Raw genomic sequence first — 19,121 nt, 5'->3', positions numbered from 1 at the left:
ACAACCGGCGCCGTCGCCACTCGTCCATCGGGATGGTAAGCCCCGTCGATTTCGAAGCCCAGCTCGCTGATCAAAATGGTAATAAGAAGGCCGCTGCTTAACCCCTAAGCAGCTTAACTACGTGTCCACGATTTGCGGGCAACCCCACATGGACCCAATCACCGGCACCATCGCCTGGCTACACACCGACGGAACCTACCAAACAGACCACCCGAAAGGACCACTCGCCACCACAAACACACACTGGCACTACACCTGGACACAATTCCTCAACCACAAAAGAAACAAACACAACAACAAAAAATAAACCCCACCAACCCAACACCACCACACCAATACGCCCAAATCAGCCCATGGGATGATGAGAGACTGCGAATAAGCGGGTTACTATATAGAGAGGTAATTTCCCATTTACAAGGAGAACACGCTTTATGACTGATGCCGCGGCACGCGCCGTTGACTTGTTTAAGCAATACGGAAGCGATGACACGGCTGTTATCGCCCTTGATCACGTTTCTATTGAGTTTGGACAGAACCAATTCACGGCCATTATGGGCCCCTCGGGTTCGGGCAAATCTACGTTGATGCACACGATGGCAGGATTAGACTCTGCTACTTCTGGGTCGGCGTTTATCGGAGATACCGATATGTCCCACCTCAATGACAAAGACATTACGGCGCTGCGTCGTGATCGCCTGGGATTTATTTTCCAGTCTTTCAACTTGGTCCCTACCTTGACGGCGGCGGAAAACATTACGCTGCCGACTGACATTGCGGGTAAGGACGTCGACAAGCAATGGTTCGAGGAAGTCACGCGTCGCCTGGGGCTGGCGGAGCGGTTGGAGCACCGTCCGGCGGAATTGTCTGGTGGTCAGCAGCAGCGTGTGGCCTGTGCTCGCGCCTTAGTGTCGCGGCCGGAGATTATTTTTGGAGATGAGCCTACGGGTAACTTGGACTCCAATTCCTCGGCTGAGGTGCTGGATATTCTGCGGACTGCAGTGGACCAGGATGACCAGACTGTGGTTATTGTGACGCATGATGCTAAAGCGGCGTCTTATGCCGATCGCGTTGTTTTCCTTGCTGATGGCAAGCTCGTTAATGAACTGCAGGATCCAACGATGGAGGCCATTCACAATGTAATGGCAGAGATTGAGGGTTAAATGGCACGCGGAAACGCAATGCGCAGGGTATCCGTGCGCAATATTTTGGCGCATAAGTTGCGCCTTGGGCTGACAATTTTGGCGGTGGTTTTAGGCACCGCCTTTATTGCTGGCTCTTTCATGTTCACTAACTCATTAAAGGCCACTTTTGATTCCGCGGTGGATAACCAATTCCGCGGTGTAGACGCAGTGGTCAGTGAGAATGACGATAGTGACCAGAAGCTGGATGAAGTGCTGCGCCAACAGCTGCTTGATGATCCCGAGGTTAAAAACATCAACGTCGCTGACTCGCAGACGGTAGTTGTTGCCGATGAAAACTCGGAGGCCTTCCAAACTCAGAGCGGTACTGCGAGCCTCGTGCCGTATTATCCTGCGGATAAAACCGTCGGCGGCGCTAGTGAGCTCATTGAAGGCAATGAGCCGCAAGCCTTAGATGAGGTAACGATCAATTCCTCTGCTGCGGAGAAATACGATATTTCCGTTGGACAGAAGCTTGTGGTGGTTCATCCGGATAGCCAGGACGAGGTTAAGGTCGCGGGTATCGCGGAACCGCCGGTAGAGCAGGGCGATAGCATCGAGCTGCGCATGGACGAGGCGAATTACCTAGAACGCTTTGGTGATCCCTCCCAGCTGAAGGTCTCTGCTGCTGATGGCGTGGATGCGAATGCGCTTGTCGATGACCTCAATAACAAGTTCGACATCAAAGTCGAATCCGGTGAGCGCCTGGCAGAGCAAACCAGTGAAGCAATGACTGAGGCATTGAAGTTTGTGAACTACTTCCTCGTTGCCTTTGGTCTGATTGCCTTGTTGGTGGGCACCTTTATTATTGCCAATACGTTCTCCATGATTGTGGCCCAGCGCATCAAGGAGTTTGCTCTGCTGCGCGCTTTGGGCGCTTCGCGTCGCCAGATCGCCAATTCCGTTGTGGTGGAATCCGTTATCGTTGGTGTGCTGGGCTCCATCGTCGGCGTTCTTGCCGGCGTGGGATTGGTCGCCGTTATCAAGGCGGTTATGGGCGCCAATGGGATGGACATCGGCGGTGGCTTGGGCTTGAGCGTGTCGGCCGTGGTGGTCCCCATTATTTTGGGCACGATTGTCACCGTGGTCTCCGCGTGGGCTCCGGCGCGGCGCGCGGGTGCTGTGGAACCGGTTGAGGCGATGCGCACGACGGAGTCGGCCTCCGGCTCTTCGTTAAAGGTGCGCACGATCTTCGGTGCCATCATCATGATTGGCGGCATTATCGCGGCGTTTGCAGGCGTGCTTAGCGATGCCGAAACGAACGTCCGCGCCATTCTCGTTGGCCTCGGCGCCGTCGGAGTGATTATTGGTTTCTTCCTGGCCGGGCCCGCACTCTCTTTGCCGTTGGTGCCAACGCTGGGCAGGGCTATCGGTGCACCATTCGGGTCCATCGGCAAGCTGGCTGCTACCAACTCGCGGCGTAACCCGCGCCGCACCGCCGCCACGGCCTTTGCCCTGACCTTGGGCGTGGCATTGGTCACGAGCATCGGCATGCTGGGACAGACAATGAAGGCTTCCATCTCGGATACGGTGGACCAAACTATTACGTCGGACTATATTTTGTCCGGACCAAGCTCCGGAAACTTCCCGACGCCGAAGGAAACCGGTGCGCGTGCCGCAGAGGCAGACGGTGTGGATAAGGTCATTACCGTCGGCTCGGCGCCGGTTGCCGTGGACGGTCAGGCCTCCTTGGACTTTGGTAGCGGCGGGTTGTTCACCGTGACGGTGGATGCTGACCCTACCTCGATGCTGGCGATGAACATGGTGGAAGGCGATGCCAATATTGAAGGTGGCTTTGCCGCCACGGAAGACTTCGCCAAAGAAAATGGCTGGAAGGTAGGAGAGACCTACGAGGTCACCGGGAGCGAGCCGGGCAAGACTGCGGAAGCGAAACTGGTCGGTACCTTTGAACCCATCGAGACCATTCAAAATATGGTGGTTTCGCAGGACGTGGCAGAACAGGTCGCCGCTGACGGTGAATTCTCCGTGCAGATGGTGGGCGTCTTAGGTCAAGAAGGCTATGACAAGGAAGAGCTGCGCAATAACCTCGAGGATGCCGTCAAGGATCTCGTGGTGGTGCAGGTCAATACCGGTAAGGAATACGCGGGTCAGGCCGCTGGCTTCATCGACCAGATGCTGGCCATTCTCTACGGTCTTCTCGCACTAGCCGTGATCATCGCGGTACTGGGTATTGTCAATACCTTGACCTTGGGTGTTATCGAACGCCGCCAGGAGATTGGCATGTTGCGTGCGGTGGGTACGCAGCGCCGCCAAATCCGCAGGATGATCACACTGGAGTCGGTCCAGATTTCGCTCTTTGGTGCGATCATGGGAATTCTCATTGGCCTCGGCTTGGGCTGGTCCTTCATTGAGATCTTGAATGATCAGGGCCTTGGCGGCGCCGAGGTTCCGTGGGGCATGTTGGTAACCATGCTGCTGGGATCCGCAGTTGTGGGCATCATTGCAGCGGTATGGCCATCGCAACGCGCGGCAAAGACGCCGCCGCTGGAGGCGATTGCGGATTAATGCCTGGATATCCAGGCCTTGACCGCATCCGTGGTCTTGAGGTCTGGAAGGTAGGCGTGCATCGTCGCTAGACCGATATTAGGAAGTTTCAGCTCGTCGTCGTAGCACAGGAACCATGGGTGCTCTTCGGGCTGGAACTTCTTTTTGCTTGCCGCCAGGCTGTGGAATCCGTAGAAGGGCTCGACCTCATTGCCTAGGCGCTGCAAGAGATTGTCGAGCCAGGAGGGCGACGGTGCTTGCCCGGCCAGAGGGGCGCCGGATAAGGAGATCCAGGCACAGCCCTCGGCGTTTGCGATGAGCAAGGCTTCTGAGATGAGCAGTTCCATAACTCCCTTGAAGCCGTGCTCGTTGCGGCGCATGACGTCGAGGGTATAGCCCGCGATGGAGCCGTTTTCGAAGACGGGCATCCAGCTGGTGACGCCGTGGAGGGTGCCGTCCTGGGCTTCGGCAAGCAGCAGGCGAGTGCCGGGGACTTTCATTTCTTCTAGCCCGCCGAGGGTAAATCCCATTTCGGGCAGCGCCTTTTCTGCTACCCATTCCTCGCTGAGCGCGGTGATCTTGGCGATGGTGGTCAGGTCGAGTTCAGCCCAACTGGTCCAGCGGGTGCGAATTCCTTCCTTGGTTGCTTTATTGCGGGCGGTGCGCACGTTCTGGAATTTCTTTCCCTTGAACTCTGTGCGGCAGGGCAAGACGGCCTCTTCGGCAACGTGGACGCGCTTGAGCTCCGGGTGGGCGGCGGCGAAGTCCGCGTTGACGGAATACCAGGCCACGGCCCAGCCTTGGTGGGCGGCGAAGGCTGCGAATTCGGCGCTGATATCGCTGCCCACGGGCGTGCCTAGGGTGAGGGTGACACCGTTGGAGACGCGGTAAGCCACAAAGGAATCGCCGTGGAAAAAGTAGCGATTGGATTTCCACAGCGTCATAAAGGAAAGGTGGTCGCCGGTGCCGGATTCAAGCAGGCGGCGCGCGGTGCGGAGATCTGCCTCATTCGTTGGATCGGTGGGCCGGGAGAAACCGCGATAGAGGCGGAAGGCCACGAAGATCCAAAAGGCGTTTCCTATCCACTCGTAAAGGAACCAGGCGAGGGAGGACGTGGGGATTACGTGGTGGGGAAGTATCAGGGCCACCACGGTGGGCAGGAAGCGCAACGGGGTTTCAGCGAGCACGTTCGGCAGCGGGGCGTGCAGCTGCGCGATGAGAATCCAGAGCACCGATCCACATGCGGCGATGCCAGCGCTTAACAGAGCGGTGTGCAGGAGATAGGCCCGGTTTTCGTGGGTGGGAAACAGCCGCCGGTTAATGAGCAGGATTGCGAGCACGCTAAGCCAAGGCAACGTGACAGGGATGAGCTCGGGGAGGAAAGAAAGCCTATAGGCAAGCAGGGCAAGGGCCGCTACCTGCGATAAGACCGCGAGCCTCCAGGCGGTGATGCGCCCGCGCACGAGGCCGAAGCAAAAGACGAGCTGCAAGATGAGCGGTAACAGGTTGGCTATCACGGGCCCGATCCCGCGGCTATCTTGCCAGAGCAGGCGCGTGACATCGGAAAATGGGCCTTGCGCCAACGGATCCAGAGCGATGAAGGCGGGGCCTATCGCAACGCAGGCGACGCAGACGGCGATGAGCACGCGCTGTTCGCGCACGGTCGGCGTACCGGGCGCGGGTTTGGCGAGCAGCTGGCCGGCGGCGATGGATAGGGCGGCGGTGGTGATACCGAGGACATCGGAAAGCGCGCCCGCGTACAGCACGTACGTGGCGGTCAGGGAAAGAATGGAGATTCGGAGGCGGCGGCGCCACAGGCGAGGCATGAACGCGGAGGCGAACCCGGCCGCGCCTACGATGAATCCAATCGGGCTGAGGAAGTCGGTGCTATTGGGCCAGTGCTTGGCGATGCCCAGCGTTATCGGCACTCCAATCGCCGTCGCCGCCAGCCCGGTGGTGAGGGTATAGGTGGAACCGAGGAGCCACTCGGCCGGGGCAAGCCAGGTGGCGATGAGCAAGGTAATGATGATGGAAGCACCCGGGTGAGCGGTGGTGAGCGCAAGCCACGGTTTGAGGGGAAAATCGACGAGGTGTAGCGACCACATGATGGCCAGCAGAGCGATGGAAACGGGAAGCTTTTTAAGAATGGACATTGTTAATCCCATCGAACGGATCTGTTTCTACCTTGATGCCGCCGCGGGCAGCGGCCCAAGCAAAGGATTCGCGTAGCGCGGGGCGCCAGACCTGGAAGGAGTGCCCACCCGGCCGCGTGCCGTAATAGGTTTTCATTCCGGCTGCCCGAGCTTTATCTGATAGCGAGCGCAGGGCGTTGACGGATGCGGCATCGTCATCACCGGCGATGAAGATGGCCTGAAGGTTGTCGTAGCGGTTGCGCTCCAAGAGGTAGGCGGGGTCTTGGTTGTTATAGGCGGATTCATCGCCGTGGAAAAACTTATTAACGGTGGCGGAATGGCTGCCAATGGTCGGCTCGGCCTCGCCGGAGATATCAATAACGGAGCCGTAGGCATTCGGATGGGTGGTAGCTATTTGCAGCGCGCAGGTGCCGCCGTAACTTAGCCCGCCGATGGTCCAGGTGTGCTGATCGTTGTTGACTTGGAACTTTGACTTTATATCTTTGGAAACATCGCGGGTGAGGTAGGTCATGACTTGAGCTACATCGCTATCGGCGCAGATGGGGTTCGCGGTCTCGGAACCGGTGGCATCGACGGCGATGACGATGGGGCTGCGCCCGCCATTGGCCGCTTGGAATTGATCGGCGGTTTCGTCCGCTTCGCCCGAACCAAACCATTGATCCGGTCCGCCGGGGTTGCCGTGGAGAAGGACCAGAACTGGGAGGTTCTGGTCCGTCCAGTATGCCGGCGGGATATACGCGGTGGCGGTGCGCGCGGAGAAGTGGGACGTTGTGCCGGGCAGATCGACGTGGACGAGGGCGGCGCCGGAATGGGTGGTGGTGAACTCGGCGTAGTCCATTTCCTTCGCCACGGGGCGAGGGTCAAGGGAACCGACGTCTGGATAGGTTTGATATTCCATATTGACTAGCCCGACGGTGGCCAAGAGGGAAAATATTCCCACCACGACCGTGATTACCTTGGGCCTGCGGAGGAGTGCGGCCAAGGGGACCAGCGCGGCAAGATAGATGTACCAGGGCACTTCCCAGTGCCGGAGGAACAACCACGCGACGGCGCAGAGGACTAGGGCGAAAAGTATCGGCCAGATTTTCTTTTGGGTGATAACGACGATCGCCGCTACCACCAGGATGAGGAGGAATATGACGCCGTTGACGGGCTCGGCCAACGGCAGGTCCATAAAGAAGTTCACATAGAGAAATCGTAGGCTTGCGCTGGTCCAATGTAGCTAGGAGCGAGCTGGGAATTGCGTACCTAGATCCCGTGATAGATAAGTCCGGCCCACATCACTCCGCGCCAAGCCAGGACAACACCGATCCCGATGGTCCAAAAGAGGTATTTGCAGAGGGCCCACCAGCGCCGCTGCTTGACCATTTCCCCCAGCTCTTTCGCCATGGTGGACCAGGTGGAAAGTCCACCGGCGAGGCCGAGGGCGAAGAGGGGATGGGTGAAGGGGGCATCGGCAAGCTGCGAAAAGCCCACCGCCAGGCCAAAGACCAAGGAGCCCAGGATATTGGATACGAAGGTGCAATACGGCGAGGGGAGCAGGCGGGTAAAACCGTAGCGCGCCGCGCCGCCGAGAAAGCCGCCGATAAGCACGAAGAGCAGGTTCATCGCAGCTTATCCCCAGCAAGGTAGGCAGCGGTGCAGCCCACGAGCGTGGCCGCGACATAGGCCAGGGCGAGACTCCAGTGGGACTCCGCGGTGAAGAAAGCAAAGCTAGCGAAGCTGGTAAAACCGCCCAAGAATCCGGTGCCCCAGAATGGCCCCGGGCGGGTATATCCCATCAGCGCGCTGCCGACGATGTTGAGGATAAGCAGCGGGATCAGCCCGCCGCCGAGCGCGATGGTTAAGAGATAGCGGGCACCGGCGCCGAGCGCGGCACCGGACCCGGCGATGAGGAAGTGCGGCATGGGGCCCATCATAGTGGGCGAAGTCTCAGGAAAAGCACAGGGCATTGTATCTGAAAAAAGGAGGTTAAACGCTAAACTAATCGGCGTGGATAAGACGTTTGATGTGGTGAGCTTCATTGCTCGCTTTGGCATGGCCGCGGTGTGGATCATCGCCGGCGTAGAGAAGATGGCGCACCCGCTGGATACCATGCAATCCATCAAGGCCTATGAGATTTTCACGCCCGAATGGTCTGGGTATTTGGCCCAGCTCATTGGCCCGCTAGAGCTGGTGGGCGGAATGCTCCTTCTGCTGGGGATTTTCCTCCGCGAGTCCTCCAAAGTTGCGGCCGTGGTCATGGTGCTTTTCATGGTCGGCATTCTCCAGGCATGGCTGCGTGGGCTGGACATCGATTGCGGGTGCTTTGGTGCTGGTGATGCTGCTGCGGAGCCCGGCATGAACTACGGGCTGACGCTGCTTCGCGATGCCGCCTTCCTCGCCCTTACCGCATGGACCATCAAACGCCCGTTCACGAAATTTGCGCTCCACCCGTAGTGGTGGGCACAGTAGGTTGCAAGAGTCCGAAAGTATCAACAGGCAAGGTTTAAATGAGCAAAGTAAGTGACCCAAATGCCAAGTCTGGCAATGGTTTCATCTGGGGCGTCGGCGTCCTCCTCGTCATTATCGCCGTGGTCATTGGCTACATCGTGTGGAATGGCAAGCAGTCAGATTCAAACCGAGTGGGGGATGTCAAAAGAGAAGCTACGGAGATGGGAATCTCTTATTCCGAAGGCGTTATTACGCTTAAGTCGTCTCACCCAGTCGACAACGCGGCGGAAGTTGACCTATATGAGGATTATTCTTGTCCTCATTGTGCTGAGTTGGCCGAGAAAACTGATGGGAGGATGAAACAGGAGATTGAATCCGGTCGATTAATTGTGAATGTTTATACCCTCAATTTTCTGGATCTTGGAAACCAAAAGGCGGAGGACTACATTCGCGATGAATCGATAATGCTGGATTCGCATTCAACAAAATCGGCAGGAGTCGTTAAGGCTATTGCCGAGCAGGGAGACGTAGAAACCTATTGGGCACTGCGGAAATATTTGATGCAGAATCAAAGTAATGTTTACGAAAAGTGGGAGATTGGAGACTTTGCTGATGCAGTTAAACGTTTAGGTGCCGATAGCTCCGTAGTAAAAGCGGTTGAACGGGTTTCTAAAGAGGACGGAAATGCGGTTGGTCGTTCTAATATCAAAACTCTAAAGGAGCAAACGGGAACGGTTTCGTCACCACGAGTTCTACAAGGCGGGAAAGATATTTCTCAAGAAAATATCTTTGAGTGGATCGATGCTGCTCTAAAGTGAAATTCCATGGTTTTCGTAATTAGATTCCTTTTAGGAACTTCTGAAAAGGTGCTTAAGGCTGGAAGGGGATGCAGGCAGAATCCAACAAGAGTCTGCCTGCATCCCCTTCCAGTCAGCTAAGTTTAGCAACTACAGAGAACTGAGACTAGGAACGGAAGTTCCGTTCCTAGTCTCAAAGTGTGAAAGCTAGAAATACTAGAGGTGTTGATTAGCTTATGGGGGTCTATTCGCCTTTAGTACGAGTTGAAGTACCAAGCTCCGTTCCCTATTTCACAGGAGGTTGTATGGTGCTTTTTCATTTCCTGCTTCTTGGCCTGCAAACACTTTCCGGCAGAGGGGAACGGGCCATGCTGTACGCAGCGACCGATTTCTGCGTTTGCAGGACCGGCGCAGAGTAAGCCTGCGACTACGGCTGTGACAATTGCTCGACGTGTATAGATGACGTCTCCTTTCAGAGTTGAACTCAAAGACATTCAAAACCCTATTCATAAGGACGGGTGATGTCAATGGTCTAGATGTTTAATCAATTGAGTCTCCTAGTCGAATTTCGAAGACCGACCTCAAAATTGCAATACTGCCATTTGGTGCAGTTGACTTCTTTGGCAGTCACATTAAGTTTTGTAAACAGCCAGGTTATAGCTTGGGTGCGCTGGTACGAAGAAAGATGTTCATTTCTGTATCGTCGCCGGATTGCTTAGATTGGCTTCAGTGTGACGTAAGCGCTGTGTGCGAGAGTAATTTCGCTGCGTTGATGGAATTTGTGGCTGAGAATTTAGGCTCAATTGAGTTGTGCGCCGTATGGATAGTTCGGCTTCATGCAGACCCAAATATCTCAGCTGGCGAGCCATTGACCGGGGATAAATTGCGCTATCTTTGAACCTAAAGCGCCCAGTCAAAAGGAGAATGTGGTACGGGGTAGGTAGCAGGACGGGACGCGGACCAAATCTTGGAGAATTTTTGCCATCCTGTCCTGCTACTTAACCAAGATTTGGTCCGGAGCAGCTTTCGGGGTAGAGTTCCCTGAGTGAGGGGCTATGGCGCAGCTGGTAGCGCACCACACTGGCAGTGTGGGGGTCACGGGTTCGAATCCCGTTAGCTCCACAATATAGTGTCCCGAGGCATCGTGTAAGAACGGTGTCTCGGGATTTTTCATATGAAAATGTGTCTGGTTACAGTGCGTTGGGGTGTCGCCTGTTAACTAAGACTCATGTAATGTAACCCGTGCAAACCGCCGGAACCTTTTGAAAAGGGGAAATTATATGAATCTTACTGTGAAAGCTGCGGCTGCTGGCGCAATCTCTGCAGCCGCACTTGCACTTTCTGCTCCCGCCGCCACTGCGGCGATTCCTGGGAACCCAATGTCTGCTCCGACGTGTGCTAATCAGCAGGTCGTTTTTGTTCCTGGCGGAGCGAATACTATTCCGTCAGCACCTTCGGATGTTCCGCACGGTCTGATTACCGGACAGATGGGCGTAAAGCTCGGACTCCAGCCGGATACGAACGCCACCTTTGTGGGCTACCAGGCCTTCCCATTTGCTGTGTCGAAATATTCTGACTCTTCTAACGAAGGATATAACCGCACGGCAGCTAAGATCCAGCAAATCCAGAATGATTGCCCGAATAGTAAGATTTCCTTGGTCGGTTACTCCGAGGGGGCAGATATTTCCGCACGCATCATCAACGATGCAGCGCACGGGCGCGGACCACTTGATAAAGATAGGTTTGCATCTGCAGCCCTCTATGCCAACCCGTATCAAGGCGGTAATGGTGCTGCGCAGTATCACGATGACATGTCCAATGCGACCGGCGCGCTAGGCCACCTAGACGGTGGATACGGCGAACTGGGGGCTGACGTGCTTGAGGTTTGCAACCCGCAGGATATTATTTGTAACTACCCACAGGAATATCTGGGATTGGTATCCCCGTCCATGGAAGTGGACGCGGTACACGGCAAGCTTCCTCTGCAGCAGATCGTAGGTGAGGCTGCGCAGCATGGCCCAATGGATAATGTAAACCTGTTGCACGGACAACTTGCGCACCTGCAGTACGGTGGTGCTGAATTTCAGGCAGGCATCGATTGGATCAATAACCACTAACCACTTGGATTCTAGGGGTGGTTGCAACGATGATGGTTACTTTGGTGTGATACTACCGGTTTGTGTCAGGGCGTTGGTCATTACTTCGGCTGGGGTGCGCCAGTTGAGTGCTTTGCGTGGTTTGTGGTTGTGAATGTTGGCGATCATCTCTAGGTCCTCGGCGCTGTAGATGGACAGGTCGCTGTTTTTGGGAAGGTTTCTCCTGAGCCTGCCGTTGGTGTTTTCGTTGCTGCCTCTCTCCCACGGTGATCCTGGATGGCAGAAGTAGATGGGAATGTCAGTGGCCATGGTAAAGGCTTTATGGCCAGCCATTTCACTTCCTTGGTCCCAGGTAATTGATGACCAGATAGCTTTATCGATCCCAGCAACAGCCTTGTGCAGGGCTGTGAATACTTCTTTGCTGGTGTGCCTGCCTGCCAGGTGGCCAAGGACAACAAATCGGCTGACGCGTTCTACTAACGTGATCACCGCTGATTGGTTATTTTTACCAAGGATGAGGTCGCCTTCCCAGTGGCCTGGCAAAAGACGTTCAGTAACTTCTTCTGGCCGGTCGTCGATGAGGATCATGTCGTCAACGAAGCGTTGCTGGGCCGGTGTGGTGGTGCGTGTTTGGCGTTTCTTGCGTTTCTTTCTGCCGGTAGGCAAGTCCAGGCCAAGGTCTTTGAGTCTTCCTTTGGACTGTAGATAAAAGGCGTCATAAATCGTTTCGTGACTAATGCGCATGTCCTTATCAGTGGGGTAGTCGATGGGCAGGCGATTGGAAATCTCCTCCGGTGACCATTGTGCCCGCAATTGTGCGCATACATAGTCCCATAACCTTTTGTTGGCCAGCAGTTTCGGTATTTTCGGCCGCAACCTACGCGCACAAGCCTTTAGCTGGGCGGTTTCTGCACGATACGGGCCTTCAGCGCTGTGGTTTCTGCGTACTTCACGCTGAATTGACGAGGCACTTCGCCCTAAACGGCGCCCGATTTCCCGCAGCGGCACATGCTCACGAAGAAGGTCGGCGATAATAACGCGTTCTTCAAAGCAAATATAGCGATCACTGATACGTTTATACGGATCCACACCGCCAGGCAAGGCAGGGGCACAAAGCCGTCCAGATTCGATGACGTCATGGCGTTGGCGCAGCGCTTTCATGAGTCTTTTATACGTGGTCGCATCCTCACCGACAGGTATGAACTCTTTACGTGGCCCTCCGGATTTGATGAGTCCTTTTTCGAAGTCTAAAGACAATCGACGATCAATTCCTACCCCAGCCCCAGCATCACCAACAGGCAAGCTCGCCAACCGAAGGCGTAAGTATTCCACCCTTAACTGTGTTTGGCGGACTTTCCGGGCATACCTCGTTAGCCGGATATGGCACCCGGCTTCTGTAGCAACGGCATACGCAGCGGTGGGATGCATCCCACACGTTTTGGCGGCTTGGTGTACCGAAAGTCCGCCTTTAACTAGTTCTACAAGCTGTAAAGCCTGGCTACCGCGGCGATCAACTCGTTTGGCTTTATGTATGACTGGCAATCCATGAGCATGGCAAAAATTCAAAGCATGCGCGTAATGACAGTCAAGCTCACCAGCAGCCGAGCGAACGCTACGCCCACTGCCAACCATGGACACCAAGCCACGACGATCCGACTCAGACAACGAATGAAACGGGCCAACAACTCCAGACACAACAACACCCTCCTAAGGGAAAGTGTTGCAACGACCCTCTGAACTCAAGCCAGAAAAACTCATAAAAATATCCCGCATAGTTCAAAACTATGCGGGATATTTTCTTCCTACTTACTGCAGAGCGTGGCCGATGAACTGGCCATAAGCTGCGGTGCCGTGGGCATTAAGGTGCAGTGGTAGGTTGCCGGGAGCTGGTGGTACTGGGTCAACGAGGTTAACCCACCAGCGGTCTGGGGAGCACATGTCATGTCCTTCAGATATGGGCTGTGCATCTAAGAATGTTGCGCCGTTTTGCTCGGACACTTCGCGCAGGGTGTTTTGCAGGCGCTGCTCTGTATCAGAGACGGCTGCGATAGGCAGGGGAATGATCGAAGAGGTCAGGCAAGTGGTGTTGTCCCGGGTAATGCGCGGGTAACCTACGACAGTCACCTTGGCATTTGGCGCATGTTGGTGGGCTATATCGAGTGCACTGCGGAGACCACCGCGAATCGCACGGTCGGAAGCCTCGATATCCGATTTGTAGGGGTAAGTGTCATTTGCGCCGGCAACGATGACGACATTTTTGGTCTCGTGGTTGAGGTTGCCGTCTTCTGCTGCCTTTCGGAGAGAGTTATCGACGTGAATACCGCCAGTGGCTAAAGAGGCACCTGCGCATTGGTACTGGTCAATGTGCGCACCGGAAACATTGCTCATCTCAGTGGCAATCGCGTTATCGGTAACGCAACCTACTCCGGTATTGGCCTTCTTATGTGCCTTGTTTAGTGCATGGTCGGTGAAGGTTGGGTTGGCTACAATACTGTCACCAACGAGAACAGTGTTTCCTGGGACTGCAGCTGTGGCAACGGTACTCGTGCCCACAAGCGCTGTGATGAAAGTAGCGGCTGCGGCGAGTTTATTAATACGCTTCACTTTTACTCCGTGTTTATTTTCCGGGAATAGGGGAGGATAGGGCCTAGTTCCTTAGACCATTCGTAATAATACCTGCCATTCCTGTGTGTCCTACATCAGTTGGGTGCATAGGCATCACGGAAGGAGCCGTGGGGGTCTTAGCAATGACAGCCCACCGGTGGTTGGTATCCGGCTGGCAAGGATCGTGCGTTTTTGCTTGGTTGTGTAGATCAATGAAGTTCACGCCAAGGGAGTCTGCAGCACGGCCGATTTCGCGGTTGAACTCTTCTTCGGCGCCAGTAGCACCAGGGATGGACAGTGGCAGCTGCATCCGGCCGTCATTGACCACACAGAGGGTGTCATTAACCGTCATCGGGATGTAGTTGACCATCGTGATGCGGGCATTCGGGGCGACGGACCGAATTTTATCGAATTGTGCGGTCAGTAATCCGCGGTAGGTTGAGCCCTTAGGGATATTTGGGGCGGCGGCGTTAGCCAGTGCATCGATATAGGTCCCAGGCTGCAAGCCGCCATACATGAAGGCGACTTCTTTTGTATCGGGGCCGATATTTCCGGAACGGATCGCGTGTTCGACGTGGGCAGCTACCCAATAACTGGTTCCGTTGCATGTGTAGTCCGCAAGGCTGTGGCCGAGATTCCGGGCGGTTTGGTGTGGCCAGTTGTGGGTGTCATTGCCACACGTGTGTACTGGAATACCAGGGATAGAGAAGGGGCTGACTGCTGCGCGGTCCCCAGGGGCGCCGCCGTTAGCGGAAAAAGAGTCGCCGAAAGTGACCATTTCCTTTCCGTGGGGCTCTGCTGCGTTGGCAGACTGGGCCATCGTCAAGGCGGCGCCAAGCGCGAGGAGGCCGCCGGCGATCTTTTTCTTAATGCCGTTAGTTCCGACCATGATTATCCTTTTCAATTCGGGAGAGAAAATTTACCATTGGGTAAATTATTTATGTACAGCATCTTAATTCGCAGTGGGCCAATTAACTAACTGAAAAACTTTGTCAATTAAAGTGCGAGGCATGTAATTCTAAGTTTTCCGGCCCAACCTGGTGTGCTACCGAAGTAGTTATGCTGGTCAATATGCAGACCTTTGCTAAGCAAGTACGCGATAAAGACCAAGCTGGTGCTGAGGCTGCCGGCCTCCGGTGGTTGGGTGAAGCCACTGATGCGGTAGCCACAGTAATTAGCGCCGACGATAAGGAAATCGTTACAGAACGCATCAACGAGGTAGCGCCCACTGCAGAGGCCGCGCGAAAATTTGGTGCGGAGCTCGCGCGCGTGCACCGTGCTGGGGCACCGGCTTTTGGCAGCGCGCCGGAGGGGTGGGAAGGAAGAAACTTCATCGGCACCATTGAACAGGAGTGCACGCCCACCGATAACTGGGGTGAATTCTATGCCCAGCAGCGCGTGCTGCCCTTTGCGGAGCTGGCCGGAATCAGTACCGCGCAAAGGGACTTGGTGAAGCGGGCTTGCGATGCGATTGCCGCCCGCAGCTGGGATGTGGCCCCTGCGCGCATCCACGGTGACTTGTGGGCGGGCAACCTGCTTTTCGATGCCCAGGGTGGCGTCATGATCGACCCCGCCGCTCACGGCGGACATCCGCATACGGACTTGGGCATGTTGGCGCTATTCGGCGCGCCCTATATAGAGGAAATCTTCCGCGGCTATGGGGCGCCGAAAGATATTGAAACCTGGATTCCCATGCATCAACTGCACCCACTAGCTGTGCACGCGCTGACCCATGGCGCGGCGTATAACCGGCCGCTGGAGCGCGCGGCGCTCGCCACGCTTGAGGCGCTAGCTTAGTTGGTTGGACCCTGCGGCATCTGGCGCTTGTGGCTGCCCTGGTGCCATAAGGTCTCGATGCGCTCGCGGGCGGCATCGGGAACCGCCTTGCCTTCTAAGTAGTCATCGATGTGGGCGTAGGTGACGCCGAGCGCCTCTTCATCGGGAAGCTGCGGCTTATCGTCTTCCAAATCCGCGGTAGGGACCTTGGACCAGGTGGACTCTGGCGCGCCTAGGTGTTTGAGTAATGCCGCGCCTTGGCGCTTATTTAGCCCGGCCAAAGGGAGTAGATCCGCCGCGCCATCGCCCCACTTGGTGTAGAACGCGGTGACGTTTTCCGCTGCGTGATCCGTGCCCACAACCAGCGCGCCCACCTCACCGGCGATGGCATATTGCGCGGTCATGCGCAGGCGCGCCTTGGCATTGCCGCGATTGAAATCGTTCAAGGAATCCTGGTTCACCGCACGGGCGACCTCGTGGCTCAGCGCCGCGGTGGCCGGTTGAATATCAACGGTGAGCCGGTGATCGGGGCGGATGAAATCGAGGGCGATCTGGGCATCGTCCTCATCCGCCTGCGTGCCGTGGGGCAGGCGCACGGCCCAAAATTCGGCGCCTTCTACCCGCTCTACTGCCAGCTGGGTGAGCTTTCCCGCCAGGGTGGAATCCTGGCCGCCGGAAATGCCCAGCACGTAGCCTTTGGCATGGGTCGTTTCCAAGTATTCCACGAGGAAATCTACGCGGCGGGCAATTTCCTCTTCTGGATCGATAAAGGGGCGTACATCCAGCTGTTTTATGATGGATTGTTGCAAGTTTTCGGCATCGGGTGACATGACGTTCATCGTAGTCTCCTGACACAATTGCGTGCTGTGAATAAAGAAAGTTATGTCAAGGTAGTTGCAGCGATTGCCGCCCTTGGCGGTTTATTATTTGGTTATGACACCGGCGTGATGTCCGGTGCCTTGCTGTATATCACCCCGGAATTTAATATGACCGCCCACCAAGAGGGGTGGGTGACCTCCATGCTGCTGGTAGGTGCCGCAGTAGGTGCTTTGACCGCAGGCCGCATCGCAGACCGGTTTGGCCGCCGCTTTACGCTGATCGCCGGCGGCATCATCTTTGTTTTGGGCTCTATCTGGTGCGCGCTGGCGGGGTCGGTGACCATGCTGGCCACAGCCCGTACCTTCTTGGGCTTTGCCGTCGGTGCGGTATCCATTGTTTCGCCCATGTATATCTCGGAGATGGTGCCGGCCAAGATCCGCGGGCGCATGGTTTCCCTGAATACCCTGTTGATCGTGGTGGGCCAGCTCTTGGCCTACCTGGTGAACTCGGCCCTCGCGCCCACGGAAAGCTGGGAATGGATGCTGGGGCTTGCGGCCGTACCGGGTGCGGCCCTCGCCGTGGGCATGCTCTTCTTGCCAGAGACCCCAGTTTGGCTCGCCACGCACGACAAAATGGCTCGGGCCCGTGAGGTCGCAGGCCGCGCCGGGATGGATCTGGGAGAGCTTACCTCCCAGGAAACGGCGCGCCGCTCCAGCGGCTCCGAGTGGAAGGCGCTGAAGGCCAATCGCTGGATGCAGGTGACGGTATTGCTCGCCATGCTGATGGGCCTGACCCAGCAGATCACCGGCGTTAATGCCATCGTCTACTTCGCTCCCACCATGATGAGCCAGGTGGGCATTTCTACCACCAACTCGGTCTATACCTCGATTGTCATTGGCGTGGTATCCGTTATCGCCTGTTGGGTGGGCCTCAAGGTGGTCGACCGCATCGGCCGCAAGCGCCTGCTGCTCATCGGCCTGACCGGCAACGTGATTTCGCTATTCATCTTGTCCGTGGCGTACTCGCACGCCGCCGATTCCACCACGATGGCGATGGTCTCGCTGGTATTTATGGCCTCGTTCATTGCCTTCCAGCAAGCGGCGGTCTCGCCGACGACCTGGTTGCTCATCTCGGAGCTCGTGCCCCTGCAGGTACGCGGCTTGGGCATGGGCATCGCCGGGCTCTCGCTGTGGGCCACCAACTGGGCCGTGGCCCAGTACTTCCTGCCGCTGGTGGAGTGGCTCACCGGCCCGGTGGCCTTTGGCGTCTTCGGCGTACTGGGGCTCATAGCCATCGGCTACACCCGCATTTTGGTGCCAGAGACTATGGGACGTAGCCTGGATGAGGTAGGCGAGGAGATGAAAACCCGTTACTCACGGGAATCCGCACCCCATTAAGCCCTAGTGTTTTGGTCTTAATGGCCGCGTGAGGTAAAATTATTCCTCGTGTCATGGCTGGGGATTCCCAGTCCGTGCTTTATTTACTCAACCGCATGTAGATTGCGCATAACGAAAGGAGCGCCCGATGAAGGTCCGTAAGTCCCTTCGGTCGCTGAAGAAGAAGCCGGGCGCCCAGGTTATTCGCCGCCACGGTAAGGTCTTCGTGATCAACAAGAAGGATCCCCGTTTCAAGGCTCGTCAGGGTTAATTGAAACTTAAGGAAGTCCGCCTCCTCCGAGTGTTCGGAGTGGGGCGGACTTTTCGTTTTCTACGGTTCGACGCCAGAATGTGAACTTTGCCACATGTTTAGGTGAACAGAAGGTAAACCTGCAGGAATGGCAGGCGTGTAGTTTCACGGTTGGGTGCCGCGGTGGTCAACATGTGGGGTCTGACCCCAGGCCCTCCTGGGAATATCATGGATGTAACTACTATATGTTGTGTCAGTTGCGGTCAATTCCCCCAAAGTATAGTGTCGTTGGTGTCGCTCAGAGCGGTGCAGGAAGTGGCCTGAAAAGGGGTCAGAACCTCCGCTTTTTAAGAGCAAAAGCTATCTCGCAAAAGGATTTTAGGGAGTTATTATGTCTATCACCGTCTACACCAAGCCTGCCTGCGTTCAGTGCAACGCCACCAAGAAGGCCCTTGACCGCGCGGGCCTGGATTACAACGTGGTAGATGTCACCGTGGACGATGAGGCCCGTGACTACATTATGGCTTTGGGCTACGTCCAGGCACCCGTCGTGGAAGCAAACGGCGAGCACTGGTCCGGCTTCCGCCCTGACCGCATCAAGAACCTTGCAGCACTAGCCGCCTCTGCGTAAGCAGCCGAGGAGGGAGGTGCCGTCATGTTGGTCGTGTATTTTTCCTCTACTACGGAAAATACGCACCGGTTCGTGCAGAAGCTAGGTTTTCCTAGCGCACGAATCCCCCTGCGCCGCACTGATGAGCCGCTAGTGGTCAATGAGCCTTACGTCTTGGTGTGTCCCACCTACGGCGGGGGAGCCTCCATAAGTCACCAAAACTCCCGGCCCGTACCGGTGCAGGTAATTAGATTCTTAAATAATGAGCACAACCGCAGTTTTATTAGGGCGGTAATCGCCGGCGGAAATAGCAACTTCGGCGCCGATTTTGGCAAAGCTGGTGACGTTATCAGCGCCAAATGTAAGGTGCCTTATGTGTATCGTTTCGAATTGCTCGGCAACGATGAAGATATAAAAATTTGTCGCGAAGGCCTGCTGGCTAATGCTTCCCAGTTGGGACTGGATGAGGCAGCCTAGCCGCGGTGCGACACACTTAATAGAATCCTGATTTTAAGAAAGGCCGC

The 19,121-nt window shown here is 56.1% G+C and carries 18 protein-coding genes and 1 tRNA gene; 11 read left to right on the top strand and 8 right to left on the bottom strand.

Going from position 1 to position 19,121, the window contains the following annotated elements; genetic code table 11:
* Positions 1-431 precede the first annotated feature (431 nt).
* Both QP908_RS03510 and QP908_RS03505 read left to right on the top strand, forming a co-directional pair.
* Positions 432-1,160: an ABC transporter ATP-binding protein gene (locus tag QP908_RS03510; RefSeq protein ID WP_239270132.1), complete on the top strand. Its 729-nt coding sequence runs from the start codon at positions 432-434 to the stop codon at positions 1,158-1,160.
* A complete protein-coding gene (locus QP908_RS03505; RefSeq protein WP_284771648.1) occupies positions 1,161-3,704 on the top strand; it encodes an ABC transporter permease in 2,544 nt (847 codons plus the stop codon).
* On the opposite strand, the gene QP908_RS03500 is transcribed toward QP908_RS03505, so the two are convergent.
* The 4 genes from QP908_RS03500 to QP908_RS03485 form a co-directional block, all read right to left on the bottom strand.
* The gene (locus tag QP908_RS03500; protein WP_284771647.1) at positions 3,701-5,836 is read right to left on the bottom strand and encodes a bifunctional lysylphosphatidylglycerol flippase/synthetase MprF; all 2,136 of its coding nucleotides are present in this window, start codon (positions 5,834-5,836) and stop codon (positions 3,701-3,703) included. The two genes, QP908_RS03505 and QP908_RS03500, sit on opposite strands and share 4 nt — an antisense overlap.
* Positions 5,823-7,022 (bottom strand): alpha/beta hydrolase, encoded by a 1,200-nt coding sequence (locus tag QP908_RS03495; protein ID WP_284771646.1) that lies wholly within the window; start codon positions 7,020-7,022, stop codon positions 5,823-5,825. Before QP908_RS03495 ends, QP908_RS03500 begins: the two co-directional genes overlap by 14 nt.
* A gap of 62 nt (positions 7,023-7,084) precedes the next feature.
* Entirely contained in the window at positions 7,085-7,444 is a 360-nt protein-coding gene (locus tag QP908_RS03490; protein WP_284771645.1) for a fluoride efflux transporter FluC, read from the bottom strand.
* On the bottom strand, positions 7,441-7,743 hold the full coding sequence (locus QP908_RS03485) for a fluoride efflux transporter family protein (RefSeq protein WP_284771644.1): 303 nt from the start codon (positions 7,741-7,743) through the stop codon (positions 7,441-7,443). The genes QP908_RS03490 and QP908_RS03485 overlap by 4 nt, the downstream gene beginning before the upstream one ends.
* Positions 7,744-7,828: 85 nt before the next feature.
* Here QP908_RS03485 and QP908_RS03480 point away from each other — a divergent pair, with 85 nt between their 5' ends.
* The 4 genes from QP908_RS03480 to QP908_RS03465 all read left to right on the top strand — a co-directional run bounded on the left by QP908_RS03480 (position 7,829) and on the right by QP908_RS03465 (position 11,183).
* A complete protein-coding gene (locus QP908_RS03480; protein WP_239270138.1) occupies positions 7,829-8,275 on the top strand; it encodes a MauE/DoxX family redox-associated membrane protein in 447 nt (148 codons plus the stop codon).
* A gap of 53 nt (positions 8,276-8,328) precedes the next feature.
* Positions 8,329-9,087 (top strand): DsbA family protein, encoded by a 759-nt coding sequence (locus QP908_RS03475; RefSeq protein WP_284771643.1) that lies wholly within the window; start codon positions 8,329-8,331, stop codon positions 9,085-9,087.
* 1,028 nt (positions 9,088-10,115) lie between these two features.
* Positions 10,116-10,188 (top strand) — tRNA-Ala (locus QP908_RS03470).
* A 158-nt stretch (positions 10,189-10,346) separates the two neighbouring features.
* The gene (locus QP908_RS03465) at positions 10,347-11,183 is read left to right on the top strand and encodes a cutinase family protein (RefSeq protein ID WP_284771642.1); all 837 of its coding nucleotides are present in this window, start codon (positions 10,347-10,349) and stop codon (positions 11,181-11,183) included.
* Positions 11,184-11,219: 36 nt separating this feature from the next.
* Here the strand turns inward: QP908_RS03465 and QP908_RS03460 are convergent, their stop codons facing one another.
* The 3 genes from QP908_RS03460 to QP908_RS03450 form a co-directional block, all read right to left on the bottom strand.
* Positions 11,220-12,419: an IS30 family transposase gene (locus QP908_RS03460; RefSeq protein ID WP_284771641.1), complete on the bottom strand. Its 1,200-nt coding sequence runs from the start codon at positions 12,417-12,419 to the stop codon at positions 11,220-11,222.
* A gap of 549 nt (positions 12,420-12,968) precedes the next feature.
* Positions 12,969-13,766, bottom strand: a complete 798-nt coding sequence (locus tag QP908_RS03455) for a GDSL-type esterase/lipase family protein (protein ID WP_284771640.1) — start codon at positions 13,764-13,766, stop codon at positions 12,969-12,971.
* A gap of 43 nt (positions 13,767-13,809) precedes the next feature.
* Positions 13,810-14,655 (bottom strand): GDSL-type esterase/lipase family protein, encoded by an 846-nt coding sequence (locus QP908_RS03450; RefSeq protein WP_284771639.1) that lies wholly within the window; start codon positions 14,653-14,655, stop codon positions 13,810-13,812.
* A gap of 170 nt (positions 14,656-14,825) precedes the next feature.
* Here QP908_RS03450 and QP908_RS03445 point away from each other — a divergent pair, with 170 nt between their 5' ends.
* On the top strand, positions 14,826-15,563 hold the full coding sequence (locus tag QP908_RS03445; protein WP_284771638.1) for a fructosamine kinase family protein: 738 nt from the start codon (positions 14,826-14,828) through the stop codon (positions 15,561-15,563).
* Here the strand turns inward: QP908_RS03445 and nadE are convergent.
* Entirely contained in the window at positions 15,560-16,381 is an 822-nt protein-coding gene (gene nadE, locus QP908_RS03440; RefSeq protein WP_284771637.1) for an NAD(+) synthase, read from the bottom strand. The genes QP908_RS03445 and nadE overlap by 4 nt on opposite strands.
* A gap of 27 nt (positions 16,382-16,408) precedes the next feature.
* Here nadE and QP908_RS03435 point away from each other — a divergent pair, with 27 nt between their 5' ends.
* The 4 genes from QP908_RS03435 to nrdI all read left to right on the top strand — a co-directional run bounded on the left by QP908_RS03435 (position 16,409) and on the right by nrdI (position 19,074).
* Positions 16,409-17,758, top strand: coding sequence for a sugar porter family MFS transporter (locus tag QP908_RS03435; protein WP_284771636.1), 1,350 nt, complete (start codon positions 16,409-16,411; stop codon positions 17,756-17,758).
* Between the two features lie 127 nt (positions 17,759-17,885).
* Positions 17,886-18,008: a type B 50S ribosomal protein L36 gene (gene ykgO / locus QP908_RS03430; protein WP_003847162.1), complete on the top strand. Its 123-nt coding sequence runs from the start codon at positions 17,886-17,888 to the stop codon at positions 18,006-18,008.
* A gap of 370 nt (positions 18,009-18,378) precedes the next feature.
* Positions 18,379-18,618 carry a glutaredoxin-like protein NrdH gene (nrdH, locus tag QP908_RS03425; protein WP_005284554.1) on the top strand — a complete coding sequence of 80 codons (240 nt, stop codon included), beginning with the start codon at positions 18,379-18,381 and terminating at the stop codon, positions 18,616-18,618.
* A gap of 24 nt (positions 18,619-18,642) precedes the next feature.
* Complete coding sequence (gene nrdI / locus QP908_RS03420) at positions 18,643-19,074, top strand: class Ib ribonucleoside-diphosphate reductase assembly flavoprotein NrdI (RefSeq protein WP_239269913.1); 432 nt, start codon at positions 18,643-18,645, stop codon at positions 19,072-19,074.
* Positions 19,075-19,121 lie beyond the last annotated feature (47 nt).

The sequence above is a fragment of the Corynebacterium sp. MSK204 genome (assembly GCF_030229885.1).
Classification (GTDB): Bacteria; Actinomycetota; Actinomycetes; order Mycobacteriales; family Mycobacteriaceae; genus Corynebacterium.
This window is presented reverse-complemented; position numbering and strand designations above follow the sequence as displayed.

Bases quoted from the DNA above. Each gene is read 5' to 3' on its own strand.
- QP908_RS03505 (WP_284771648.1), top strand. From the start codon at position 1,161: ATGGCACGCGGAAACGCAATGCGCAGGGTATCCGTGCGCAATATTTTG.
- QP908_RS03500 (WP_284771647.1), bottom strand. From the start codon at position 5,836: ATGTCCATTCTTAAAAAGCTTCCCGTTTCCATCGCTCTGCTGGCCATC.
- QP908_RS03445 (WP_284771638.1), top strand. From the start codon at position 14,826: ATGCTGGTCAATATGCAGACCTTTGCTAAGCAAGTACGCGATAAAGAC.
- nrdH (WP_005284554.1), top strand. From the start codon at position 18,379: ATGTCTATCACCGTCTACACCAAGCCTGCCTGCGTTCAGTGCAACGCC.
- QP908_RS03465 (WP_284771642.1), top strand. From the start codon at position 10,347: ATGAATCTTACTGTGAAAGCTGCGGCTGCTGGCGCAATCTCTGCAGCC.
- QP908_RS03475 (WP_284771643.1), top strand. From the start codon at position 8,329: ATGAGCAAAGTAAGTGACCCAAATGCCAAGTCTGGCAATGGTTTCATC.
- QP908_RS03510 (WP_239270132.1), top strand. From the start codon at position 432: ATGACTGATGCCGCGGCACGCGCCGTTGACTTGTTTAAGCAATACGGA.
- QP908_RS03485 (WP_284771644.1), bottom strand. From the start codon at position 7,743: ATGCCGCACTTCCTCATCGCCGGGTCCGGTGCCGCGCTCGGCGCCGGT.
- QP908_RS03450 (WP_284771639.1), bottom strand. From the start codon at position 14,655: ATGGTCGGAACTAACGGCATTAAGAAAAAGATCGCCGGCGGCCTCCTC.
- nrdI (WP_239269913.1), top strand. From the start codon at position 18,643: ATGTTGGTCGTGTATTTTTCCTCTACTACGGAAAATACGCACCGGTTC.
- ykgO (WP_003847162.1), top strand. From the start codon at position 17,886: ATGAAGGTCCGTAAGTCCCTTCGGTCGCTGAAGAAGAAGCCGGGCGCC.
- nadE (WP_284771637.1), bottom strand. From the start codon at position 16,381: ATGAACGTCATGTCACCCGATGCCGAAAACTTGCAACAATCCATCATA.
- QP908_RS03490 (WP_284771645.1), bottom strand. From the start codon at position 7,444: ATGAACCTGCTCTTCGTGCTTATCGGCGGCTTTCTCGGCGGCGCGGCG.